This is a genomic window from Xenorhabdus bovienii SS-2004 (assembly GCF_000027225.1).
GTDB classification, from domain to species: Bacteria; Pseudomonadota; Gammaproteobacteria; order Enterobacterales; family Enterobacteriaceae; genus Xenorhabdus; species Xenorhabdus bovienii_C.
This window is the reverse complement of the sequence record NC_013892.1, coordinates 3856867-3869367: the sequence shown is the minus strand read 5'-3', so window position 1 is coordinate 3869367 and position 12501 is coordinate 3856867. Positions and strand designations below refer to the sequence as shown.

Sequence of the window (12501 nt, the reverse complement as noted above, 5' to 3'; positions counted from 1 at the left end):
AAAAGAAGATAGAGGGGAATTTAACGCCCCTTTTGTTGATGCTACAGGGGCTGCTAGCATTGGGTTTTATCTCATTGCTCAGCGCCTGCTCGGTTCAACCCAAGGTTCCACTCTTCAGTGCCAGTGGTTTTATTACAGACGGAGGTGTTATCCGTTTATGGCGCTTGAATGATCAAAACAGTAATCCTCAAGTCATTATGAGTGTTTACAGCCCTTACCGTAATACAGATACCTCTGTGACTTTCTATGAATACCGTTACGGTAATTTGTGGCAGATCCGCCGCTCTGTACTTGATAGTCATCCAATAGAAGAAACATTGCGGATTGATAAAGATAACAAGGTTATTTTTATGCAGCGGCAGACAAAAGAACACAATGAACCACTTTCCAACGATGAGATTGTCCGTTTGCGGTTTGATGCCAAACGGATAAAAGAAATCAGTGACGCTTTAATTGCCGGAAATGTCCATCTGGTACAGGGACATTGGCAGGATGGTAAAGTAACTACTTGTTCGGAGAAACAATTATCCATTCAATTTGAGCCTGAAGATCGGGCATGGCTCAAGGGAAGGGAAAAGAATAGTGCTGGCATATTGACCATTGCATGGCTGGATGCGCCAGAAGGAAAACAGTTACTATTGGTAGCCAATGATGATTTTTGTCGTTGGGAACCGACGAAAGATAAACTGTAATTCTGTCACTTTCGTCGGTTGTTTATTCTATCGGTTCTGCATTAACTTATTTCAGACGGGCAATGGCTCGGTATCCAATATCTTTCCGATAAAAACATCCTTGCCAGCCAATTTTCTCAGCTCTCAAGTAAGCTTTTTTCTGTGCTTCTGCGATATCGTCGCCCAGCGCGGTGACACACAAAACACGGCCTCCTGCTGTTACGACGTCTTTATCCTTGAAAGCAGTGCCTGCGTGAAAAACCTTTTCGTCTGTATCCGTTTCCTGATTCAGGCCGCTGATAACGTCACCTTTGACATAATTGGCCGGGTAGCCGCCTGCGGACAGTACGACACCTAATGCCGGACGGGTGTCCCATTCGGATGTTTTTCCGCTTAACTGGCCTTGTGCTCCAGCGAGACACAGTTCGACGAGATCAGAACGCAGGCGCATCATGATCGGCTGCGTTTCAGGATCACCAAAGCGGCAGTTAAATTCGATGACTTTTGGCTCTCCCTGCTTATCGATCATCAAACCTGCATAAAGAAAGCCGGTGTAGGTATGACCTTCGGCAGCCATTCCTTCTACAGTAGGGTAGATGACTTTCTCCATGACACGCTGGTGAACCTCATCTGTTACCACTGGAGCAGGTGAATAAGCTCCCATTCCCCCGGTATTGGGGCCGGTATCGCCATCACCGACTCGCTTGTGATCTTGGCTGGTTGCCATGGGAACTACGTTTTTACCATCTACCATGACGATAAAACTGGCTTCTTCTCCATCCAGAAATTCTTCAATGACAATACGATGCCCGGCATCTCCGAACGCATTTCCTGCCAGCATGTCTTTAACCGCATTCTGTGCTTCTTCCATTGTCATCGCGACAACAACACCTTTACCGGCTGCCAGACCATCTGCCTTAATGACAATGGGGGCTCCCATCTTTTTCAGATAGGTTAATGCCGGCTCAATTTCCGTGAAATTTTGGTAGGCCGCGGTCGGGATCTGATGGCGGGCGAGAAAATCTTTAGTGAAGGCTTTAGAGCCTTCCAGCTGGGCGGCGGCTTTGGTCGGGCCAAAAATGGTCAGCCCTGCTTGCTGGAAAGCATCAACGATACCGATAACTAGCGGAGTTTCTGGCCCCACAATAGTCAGACCGATATGTTGGCTTTGAGCAAAAGCCAACAATCCAGCAATATCTGTCGCAGCAATGTCTATATTTTCCAGATTTGCTTCCAGTGCAGTACCTGCATTACCCGGTGCAACGTAAACCTTATCTGCCAAAGGAGATTGCGCTGCTTTCCATGCCAGTGCATGTTCTCTTCCGCCATTGCCAATAATCAATATATTCATCTGGCGCTCCTATTATTAATGGCGGAAATGACGCATGCCAGTGAAAATCATGGCGATACCATGCTCATCAGCAGCAGCAATCACCTCATCATCGCGAATGGAACCACCCGGCTGGATCACACAGCTCACCCCGACTGCCGCAGCCGCATCAATGCCATCACGGAATGGGAAAAAGGCATCGGATGCCATGGCACAGCCTTGAACTTCTAATCCTTCATCGGCAGCCTTAATACCTGCAATCTTGGCAGAGTAAACACGGCTCATCTGGCCTGCACCAATACCAACGGTCATATTATCTTTGGCGTAAACAATTGCGTTGGATTTGACGAACTTCGCTACTTTCCAACAGAACAGCGCATCCCGCATTTCTTGTTCTGTTGGCTTGCGCTTGGAAACCACTTTCAGATCAGCTTCTGCCACCATACCTAAGTCACGATCCTGAACCAGTAAGCCGCCATTGACGCGCTTAAAGTCTAGACCAGCAACTGGCGAATGCCATTCGCCACACGCCAGAACACGAACATTTTGTTTGGTTGCCAGAATTGGCAGAGCTTTTTCATTAATAGAAGGCGCAATAATAACTTCGACAAACTGACGCTCAATAATCGCCTTGGCAGTATCGGCATCCAACTCGTGGTTAAAAGCAATAATGCCACCGAATGCAGAGGTTGGATCAGTTTTAAATGCACGGTCATAGGCTGTATGAATGTCTGTACCAACCGCAACGCCACAAGGGTTAGCGTGTTTGACAATTACACAGGCTGGCTCGGCGAACGTTTTCACACATTCCAGAGCAGCATCGGTATCAGCAATATTATTGTAAGAGAGTGCCTTACCCTGTAACTGTGTTGCTGTGGCAATAGAAGCTTCGGCAATTTGCTCCTCTATATAGAAGGCAGCATCTTGATGGCTATTTTCACCGTAGCGCATATCCTGCTTTTTAATGAAGTTCAGATTGAGTGTACGGGAGAAACGGCCTGATGGCTGATTCGTCTCACCATGATAAGCAGGAACCAGTTTGCCAAAGTAATTGGCAATCATACTGTCATAAGCCGCGGTATGCTCAAAGGCTTTGATCGCTAAATCAAAACGAGTTAGCTGGGTCAGGGAATTTTGATGGCTATCCATTTCTTCAATAATCTTGCCGTAATCCTGACTGTTGACCACAATCGCGACATCTTTATGGTTCTTGGCGGCAGAACGAACCATTGTTGGGCCACCGATATCGATATTCTCAACAGCATCTTCCAGAGGACAATCTGGCTTCGCAACAGTTTGTGCAAAAGGGTAAAGATTGACGACTACCATATCAATCGGGGAAATCTGGTGTAGTGACATGACTTCATCATCCTGCCCACGTCGGCCAAGGATGCCGCCATGTACTTTGGGATGAAGCGTCTTAACTCGTCCATCCATCATTTCGGGGAAGCCCGTATAGTCAGAAACCTCAGTGGCATTCAGCCCTGCTTCCGCCAGCAGGCGTGCGGTGCCGCCCGTTGAAAGCAGTTCGATACCGCGACTGGATAAGGCTTTGGCGAATTCAACAATCCCCGCTTTGTCAGAAACACTCAGCAGGGCACGACGGATTGGACGAAGCTGTTGCATTGGTGTGATCCCTTGAATTTCATAAAACAAGACTGTGCTATTGAGAAAAAAACCGGGTATTGAGAGAAAAAATGGCATTCGCAATAACATTTCAAAACAATCAGAAAAAATCACGTGGTGTTTTTTCCTGCGATAATTGTAACGAAAACGTTTGCGTGATGCTCGACAAATTTTACCGAAATATCCATTTGTGGATAAATTTGTGTATAAGTAGGTATAAATCAGCCTTTTGCTGTGTAATGCAGCAAACGATAATCTTTTATGAAAAAAACTATTGTCAGGCACGGAAAAGTCCCTATAATGCGCCACCACTGACCGACGCTGAGCGAAGACACGCCGCCGAGGACAGCGGGAGAAAAGCCCTGAAAATAAAGGCTTGACACCCGGCGAGGAAAGCGTAAGATACGCAGCCTCACGGCACGGAGCCCTGCTCCGGTCGGACCGCTCTTTAACAATTTAATCAGACAATCTGTGTGGGCACTCACAAGACAGTATCGACAGCATCGCAAGATGCCGAAAACTTTAAAGTCTTAAAGAGTGACTAAAACAGTTAATTCATTACGAAATAACAGTAACAATTCTTTGAGCATCAGACTTTTAATTGAAGAGTTTGATCATGGCTCAGATTGAACGCTGGCGGCAGGCCTAACACATGCAAGTCGAGCGGCAGCGGGGGGGAAGCTTGCTTCCCTGCCGGCGAGCGGCGGACGGGTGAGTAATGTCTGGGGATCTGCCCGATGGAGGGGGATAACCACTGGAAACGGTGGCTAATACCGCATAACCTCTCTGGAGCAAAGTGGGGGACCTTCGGGCCTCACGCCATCGGATGAACCCAGATGGGATTAGCTAGTAGGTGGGGTAAAGGCTCACCTAGGCGACGATCCCTAGCTGGTCTGAGAGGATGACCAGCCACACTGGGACTGAGACACGGCCCAGACTCCTACGGGAGGCAGCAGTGGGGAATATTGCACAATGGGCGCAAGCCTGATGCAGCCATGCCGCGTGTATGAAGAAGGCCTTCGGGTTGTAAAGTACTTTCAGCGGGGAGGAAGGCAACAGCGTAAATAGCGTTGTTGATTGACGTTACCCGCAGAAGAAGCACCGGCTAACTCCGTGCCAGCAGCCGCGGTAATACGGAGGGTGCAAGCGTTAATCGGAATTACTGGGCGTAAAGCGCACGCAGGCGGTCAATTAAGTTAGATGTGAAATCCCCGGGCTCAACCTGGGAACGGCATCTAAAACTGGTTGACTAGAGTCTCGTAGAGGGGGGTAGAATTCCACGTGTAGCGGTGAAATGCGTAGAGATGTGGAGGAATACCGGTGGCGAAGGCGGCCCCCTGGACGAAGACTGACGCTCAGGTGCGAAAGCGTGGGGAGCAAACAGGATTAGATACCCTGGTAGTCCACGCTGTAAACGATGTCGATTTGGAGGTTGTGCCCTTGAGGCGTGGCTTCCGGAGCTAACGCGTTAAATCGACCGCCTGGGGAGTACGGCCGCAAGGTTAAAACTCAAATGAATTGACGGGGGCCCGCACAAGCGGTGGAGCATGTGGTTTAATTCGATGCAACGCGAAGAACCTTACCTACTCTTGACATCCTCAGAATCTGCCAGAGATGGCGGAGTGCCTTCGGGACCTGAGAGACAGGTGCTGCATGGCTGTCGTCAGCTCGTGTTGTGAAATGTTGGGTTAAGTCCCGCAACGAGCGCAACCCTTATCCTTTGTTGCCAGCACGTGATGGTGGGAACTCAAGGGAGACTGCCGGTGATAAACCGGAGGAAGGTGGGGATGACGTCAAGTCATCATGGCCCTTACGAGTAGGGCTACACACGTGCTACAATGGCAGATACAAAGAGAAGCGACCTCGCGAGAGCAAGCGGAACTCATAAAGTCTGTCGTAGTCCGGATTGGAGTCTGCAACTCGACTCCATGAAGTCGGAATCGCTAGTAATCGTAGATCAGAATGCTACGGTGAATACGTTCCCGGGCCTTGTACACACCGCCCGTCACACCATGGGAGTGGGTTGCAAAAGAAGTAGGTAGCTTAACCTTCGGGGGGGCGCTTACCACTTTGTGATTCATGACTGGGGTGAAGTCGTAACAAGGTAACCGTAGGGGAACCTGCGGTTGGATCACCTCCTTACCTGAATGATAGTGATTGTGCAGTGTCCACACAGATTGTCTGATGAAAATAGAGTATCACGGTATAGGCTTGTAGCTCAGGTGGTTAGAGCGCACCCCTGATAAGGGTGAGGTCGGTGGTTCAAGTCCACTCAGGCCTACCAGACACGTTGACTCCTGGCCCTTTCCAGGGTGACCCGGTGCGGATGCAGCGGTGTTATCTGCGTTGAAACGGCGGGCGGGGAAACGGTCTGCACAGTTGTCTGACAGGCCGGTGATAACACTGTATGGGGCTATAGCTCAGCTGGGAGAGCGCCTGCCTTGCACGCAGGAGGTCAGCGGTTCGATCCCGCTTAGCTCCACCATACAAATCATTTCAGAACCCATGGGGAAAACACCCGTGTGTTGTGAAATTTTTGCTCTTTAACAATCTGGAACAAGCTGAAAATTTGAAACAATCAGTGCCGTCATGGACGGGACTGGTGAGTCTCTCAAAACGCACACCCGAAGACACCTTCGGGTTGTGAGGTTAAGCGACTAAGCGTACACGGTGGATGCCTAGGCAGTCAGAGGCGATGAAGGGCGTGCTAATCTGCGATAAGCGCCGGTAAGGTGATATGAACCGCAATAACCGGCGATACCCGAATGGGGAAACCCAGTGCAATCCGTTGCACTATCCTGGCCTGAATTCATAGGGTCCGGAGGCGAACCGGGGGAACTGAAACATCTCAGTACCCCGAGGAAAAGAAATCAACCGAGATTCCCCCAGTAGCGGCGAGCGAACGGGGAACAGCCCAGAACCAACATCAGCATCAGCGTCAGGAGAACGGTCTGGAAAGGCCGGCAGTAAAGGGTGATAGCCCCGTATCTGAAGACACTGGTGGTGTGAGTTCGACGAGTAGGGCGGGACACGTGGTATCCTGTCTGAACATGGGGGGACCATCCTCCAAGGCTAAATACTCCTGACTGACCGATAGTGAACCAGTACCGTGAGGGAAAGGCGAAAAGAACCCCGGCGAGGGGAGTGAAATAGAACCTGAAACCGTGTACGTACAAGCAGTGGGAGCCTTGATTTATCAGGGTGACTGCGTACCTTTTGTATAATGGGTCAGCGACTTATATTCTGTAGCAAGGTTAACCGTTTAGGGGAGCCGCAGGGAAACCGAGTCTTAACTGGGCGTTAAGTTGCAGGGTATAGACCCGAAACCCGGTGATCTAGCCATGGGCAGGTTGAAGGTTGGGTAACACTAACTGGAGGACCGAACCGACTAATGTTGAAAAATTAGCGGATGACTTGTGGCTGGGGGTGAAAGGCCAATCAAACCGGGAGATAGCTGGTTCTCCCCGAAAGCTATTTAGGTAGCGCCTCGTGAATTCATCTTCGGGGGTAGAGCACTGTTTCGGCTAGGGGGTCATCCCGACTTACCAACCCGATGCAAACTGCGAATACCGAAGAATGTTATCACGGGAGACACACGGCGGGTGCTAACGTCCGTCGTGAAGAGGGAAACAACCCAGACCGCCAGCTAAGGTCCCCAAGTCATGGTTAAGTGGGAAACGAAGTGGGAAGGCTCAGACAGCCAGGATGTTGGCTTAGAAGCAGCCATCATTTAAAGAAAGCGTAATAGCTCACTGGTCGAGTCGGCCTGCGCGGAAGATGTAACGGGGCTAAACCATGCACCGAAGCTGCGGCAGCAACACTTAGGTGTTGTTGGGTAGGGGAGCGTTCTGTAAGCCTGCGAAGGTGTGCTGTGAGGCATGCTGGAGGTATCAGAAGTGCGAATGCTGACATAAGTAACGATAAAGCGGGTGAAAAACCCGCTCGCCGGAAGACCAAGGGTTCCTGTCCAACGTTAATCGGGGCAGGGTGAGTCGACCCCTAAGGCGAGGCCGAAAGGCGTAGTCGATGGGAAACGGGTTAATATTCCCGTACTCGGTGTTACTGCGAAGGGGGGACGGAGAAGGCTAGACCAGCCGGGCGACGGTTGTCCCGGTTCAAGCGTGTAGGTGGGAAGAATTGGTAAATCCGTTCTTCCGTGAACACTGAGGCGTGATAACGAGGCACTACGGTGCTGAAGTGGTTGATGCCCTGCTTCCAGGAAAAGCCTCTAAGCATCAGGTAACAGTGAATCGTACCCCAAACCGACACAGGTGGTCAGGTAGAGAATACTCAGGCGCTTGAGAGAACTCGGGTGAAGGAACTAGGCAAAATGGTGCCGTAACTTCGGGAGAAGGCACGCTGGCGCCAGGTGACGGGACTTGCTCCCCGAGCCGAGGCCAGTCGCAGATACCAGCTGGCTGCAACTGTTTAATAAAAACACAGCACTGTGCAAACACGAAAGTGGACGTATACGGTGTGACGCCTGCCCGGTGCTGGAAGGTTAATTGATGGGGTTAGCGGCAACGCGAAGCTCTTGATCGAAGCCCCAGTAAACGGCGGCCGTAACTATAACGGTCCTAAGGTAGCGAAATTCCTTGTCGGGTAAGTTCCGACCTGCACGAATGGCGTAATGATGGCCAGGCTGTCTCCACCCGAGACTCAGTGAAATTGAACTCGCTGTGAAGATGCAGTGTACCCGCGGCAAGACGGAAAGACCCCGTGAACCTTTACTATAGCTTGACACTGAACCTTGAACCTTGATGTGTAGGATAGGTGGGAGGCTGTGAAGTGCGGACGCCAGTCTGCACGGAGCCATCCTTGAAATACCACCCTTGAATGTTTGATGTTCTAACGCAGGCCCGTTATCCGGGTCGCGGACAGTGTCTGGTGGGTAGTTTGACTGGGGCGGTCTCCTCCCAAAGCGTAACGGAGGAGCACGAAGGTTAGCTAATCACGGTCGGACATCGTGAGGTTAGTGCAATGGCATAAGCTAGCTTGACTGCGAGAGTGACAGCTCGAGCAGGTACGAAAGTAGGTCATAGTGATCCGGTGGTTCTGAATGGAAGGGCCATCGCTCAACGGATAAAAGGTACTCCGGGGATAACAGGCTGATACCGCCCAAGAGTTCATATCGACGGCGGTGTTTGGCACCTCGATGTCGGCTCATCACATCCTGGGGCTGAAGTAGGTCCCAAGGGTACGGCTGTTCGCCGTTTAAAGTGGTACGCGAGCTGGGTTTAGAACGTCGTGAGACAGTTCGGTCCCTATCTGCCGTGGGCGTTGGAAGATTGAAAGGGGCTGCTCCTAGTACGAGAGGACCGGAGTGGACGCACCACTGGTGTTCGGGTTGTCATGCCAATGGCACTGCCCGGTAGCTAAGTGCGGAAGAGATAACCGCTGAAAGCATCTAAGCGGGAAACTTGCCTTGAGATGAGTCTTCCCTTGTCCCTTGAGGATACTGAAGGAACGTTCAAGACGAGGACGTGGATAGGCTGGGTGTGTAAGCGTAGCGATACGTTGAGCTAACCAGTACTAATGAACCGTGAGGCTTAACCTGACAACACCGAAGGTGTTTTGGTGAGAGAGAGACGCAGTTTCAAATGAAAAACAGCAGCTTGTTCGGGATTGAACACAGAATTTGTCTGGCGGCCATAGCGCGGTGGTCCCACCTGATCCCATGCCGAACTCAGCAGTGAAACGCCGTAGCGCCGATGGTAGTGTGGGGTCTCCCCATGTGAGAGTAGGGCACTGCCAGACATCTATTTAGCCAGAGAAGCCACCCCACCGGGTGGCTTTTTTGCGTTTGTATTTTTCTATTATTTACTCAATTTCTGCTTTATTCTTTTTCTTATTACCCTTTCTTATTCGATAGAATAAAATGAAATAATTTCAATTTGAGTACAATAACTCGACATTGATCTTGTCTTTTGATTTAATTTGGCTATCTAGAAGTCTAAGTATACAAGTGATTTAACAATCGAGGTTTCAGTAATGCCAATTCGTGTACCGGATGAATTACCTGCGGTGAATATTCTCCGTAATGAAAACATCTTTGTTATGACTTCAACACGAGCGAATATTCAGGATATTCGCCCTTTGAAAGTGCTGTTACTTAACCTGATGCCGAAGAAGATAGAAACAGAAAATCACTTTATCAGGTTATTATCTAATTCACCGTTACAGGTTGATATTCAATTGTTGCGTATTGATAGTCGCCAATGTAAAAATACTCCAGAGGAACATTTGGATAACTTTTATTGTGATTTTGAGTCTATAAAAGATCAAAATTTCGATGGGTTAATTGTAACAGGCGCTCCTTTGGGGTTGGTTGAATTTGAAGATGTCACTTATTGGGCCGAAATTGAAAAAATTGTTAATTGGGCTAAAAATCACGTTACTTCAACGCTCTTTGTTTGTTGGGCTGTTCAAGCTGCCTTAAATATTCTTTATAACCTGCCTAAATATACGAGAACGACTAAATTATCCGGTGTTTACTCCCATATAACCTTAGATCCTTTTGCGTTATTGACCAGAGGGTTTGATGAATCCTTTTTGGCACCTCACTCACGTTTTGCGGATTTTCCAGAGACAGTGATCCGTGAGCATACCGACCTAGATATTTTGGCTTGTTCAGAAGACGCTGGCGCTTATTTGTTTGCCAGTAAAGACAAAAGGTTGGTATTTGTGACAGGTCACCCTGAATATGGAGTTGATACATTAGCGACAGAGTACTGGCGTGATCTGGCTGCGGGGTTAGAACCCGCGCTACCGGTCAATTACTTCCTGAATAATGATCCTGAAAATAAACCAGTTGCATCTTGGCGTAGTCACGGCCACTTATTGTTTTTAAATTGGCTTAATTACTATGTCTACCAAATTACGCCATACGATCTGACGTATATGAATCCTACTTTAGATTGAATTTGTAAAAAAATAAAAATAAAAATGAGAATTAGCTGAAGCGAGCCATTTCTCATTTTTTTAATTTTCTATTTTTTTAGAATCATTTACCTTCCCCGATTATTTCTTATATATAACAAAAAGTTAACACTTTTATTCCTAATTAATTGGAACTTATTTCCCTGTTTTTATTTTTAATAAATTCATTTAATCATTTGATTTATTTAAATTAATTTACTTAAGTTTAAATAATGGAAATGGTTTTTGATTTATTTTTAATATTGTTTACTCTTATTCAAGTGGACATGTTAAAGACGAGGAGTGGGGGATGACACAGCAAGCATTAACAACTGATTTAACCTTTACAAAGCTTTTTGGTGAAGCTGAAAATCAGATATTACTACCTGAATCTATAGGTTTTATAGAAGATCTAGTTGTTGAGTTTTCTGACAGGCGTAAAAAATTATTGGAAGAGAGAATTCACTGGCAGAAAAAAATAGATGATGGAATATTACCTGATTTTATTTCGGAAACAATTTCCATTAGGGAAAGTGACTGGAAAGTTCAGGGAATTCCTGACGATCTTAAAGATCGCCGTGTTGAAATCACGGGTCCAGTAGAACGTAAGATGGTGATTAACGCTTTGAATTCAAATGTTAAAGTTTTCATGGCGGATTTTGAAGATTCACTGTCTCCTTCATGGGATAAAGTCATTAGTGGGCAAATTAATCTAAGGGACGCAGTTAACGGTACGATCTCATATACCAGTGAGCAAGGTAAGCGTTATGAATTGAAATCTGAACCGGCAGTTCTGGTTGCACGGGTCAGAGGGCTGCATCTGTCAGAAAAACACGTTCTTTACAAGAAGGAACCGATCTCGGGTGGTCTATTTGACTTTGCACTTTACTTCTATCTAAATCATAAAAATCTGCTGGCAAATGGCAGCGGCCCCTATTTTTATTTGCCTAAAATTCAGAGCTACCACGAAGCTCAATGGTGGAGCGATGTTTTCAGTTTTACGGAAGAGCGCTTCAACCTACCAAAAGGTACAATCAAAGCGACCGTTCTGATTGAAACACTGTCTGCTGTATTCCAGATGGATGAAATCCTCTACCACCTGCGTCACCACATTGTTGGGCTGAACTGTGGGCGCTGGGATTACATTTTCAGTTATATCAAGACACTGAAAAACCATTCTGATCGTGTTTTGCCTGATCGCCAGTCGGTCACGATGACACAACCTTTCCTGAGTGCCTATTCTCGCTTGCTGATTAAAACTTGCCATAAACGTGGTGCATTTGCGATGGGGGGAATGTCGGCATTCATACCAAGCAAAGATATTGAACAAAACCAGTGGATTATGGACAAGGTCAGGGCTGACAAAGAACTGGAAGCTAAGAACGGTCACGATGGCACATGGATAGCGCATCCTGGGCTTGCAGATATTGCGATGACAGTCTTCAACACCACCTTAGGAGAGCGGCCGAACCAATTGGCAGTTTCCCGTGAAGAAGACGAAACGATCACAGCGGAACAATTGCTTGAACCTTGCTTGGGAGAGAGAACGGAAGAAGGATTGAGAGCGAATATTCGTGTCGCTGTGCAGTATATAGAAGCATGGATTTCAGGTAATGGGTGTGTACCGATTTATGGTTTGATGGAAGATGCCGCTACTGCGGAAATATCTCGCACATCTATTTGGCAATGGATCCGCCATGAAAAATTACTTTCCAACGGTAAAAAAGTCACAAAAGAGCTGTTCAGGCAAATGCTGAAAGAAGAACTGGGCATTATTAAACAAGAAGTTGGAGAGATGAATTTCAACCAAGGGCGATTTATGGAGGCTTCTAATCTAATGGAACGGATTACTACACAGGATGAGCTAATCGATTTCCTGACTTTGCCGGGTTATCAATTACTCGATTAATTCAAAAACGACAATATCCGATTAATTAAGAATAGGAAGCAGAAGAA

5 protein-coding genes, 2 tRNA genes and 3 rRNA genes are annotated in these 12501 nt (G+C 47.7%); 8 read left to right on the top strand and 2 right to left on the bottom strand.

Translation table 11 applies throughout. The annotated features are described in order from the left end of the window. The first annotated feature begins 38 nt into the window (after positions 1 to 38). Complete coding sequence (locus XBJ1_RS17155; protein ID WP_012990302.1) at positions 39 to 692, top strand: DUF1481 domain-containing protein; 654 nt, start codon at positions 39 to 41, stop codon at positions 690 to 692. A gap of 46 nt (positions 693 to 738) precedes the next feature. On the opposite strand, the gene purD is transcribed toward XBJ1_RS17155, so the two are convergent. Then, a complete protein-coding gene (purD, locus tag XBJ1_RS17150; protein WP_012990301.1) occupies positions 739 to 2022 on the bottom strand; it encodes a phosphoribosylamine--glycine ligase in 1284 nt (427 codons plus the stop codon). Between the two features lie 15 nt (positions 2023 to 2037). After that, entirely contained in the window at positions 2038 to 3627 is a 1590-nt protein-coding gene (purH, locus tag XBJ1_RS17145; protein ID WP_012990300.1) for a bifunctional phosphoribosylaminoimidazolecarboxamide formyltransferase/IMP cyclohydrolase, read from the bottom strand. 598 nt (positions 3628 to 4225) lie between these two features. Here purH and XBJ1_RS17135 point away from each other — a divergent pair. The 7 genes from XBJ1_RS17135 (at position 4226) to aceB (ending at position 12454) form a co-directional block, all read left to right on the top strand. Beyond that, positions 4226 to 5769 (top strand): 16S ribosomal RNA (locus XBJ1_RS17135). A 65-nt stretch (positions 5770 to 5834) separates the two neighbouring features. Then, positions 5835 to 5911: transfer RNA gene (locus XBJ1_RS17130), tRNA-Ile, on the top strand. A gap of 125 nt (positions 5912 to 6036) precedes the next feature. Then, a tRNA-Ala gene (locus XBJ1_RS17125) sits at positions 6037 to 6112 on the top strand. A 162-nt stretch (positions 6113 to 6274) separates the two neighbouring features. Then, positions 6275 to 9184 (top strand): 23S ribosomal RNA (locus XBJ1_RS17120). 84 nt (positions 9185 to 9268) lie between these two features. Continuing rightward, a 5S ribosomal RNA gene (gene rrf / locus XBJ1_RS17115) occupies positions 9269 to 9384 on the top strand. The 16S, 23S and 5S rRNA genes sit together here with 2 tRNA genes alongside, the layout of an rRNA operon. A gap of 234 nt (positions 9385 to 9618) precedes the next feature. Then, the gene (gene metA, locus XBJ1_RS17110) at positions 9619 to 10548 is read left to right on the top strand and encodes a homoserine O-acetyltransferase MetA (RefSeq protein ID WP_012990298.1); all 930 of its coding nucleotides are present in this window, start codon (positions 9619 to 9621) and stop codon (positions 10546 to 10548) included. Between the two features lie 307 nt (positions 10549 to 10855). Beyond that, positions 10856 to 12454 carry a malate synthase A gene (gene aceB, locus XBJ1_RS17105; protein ID WP_012990297.1) on the top strand — a complete coding sequence of 533 codons (1599 nt, stop codon included), beginning with the start codon at positions 10856 to 10858 and terminating at the stop codon, positions 12452 to 12454. Positions 12455 to 12501: the final 47 nt, after the last annotated feature.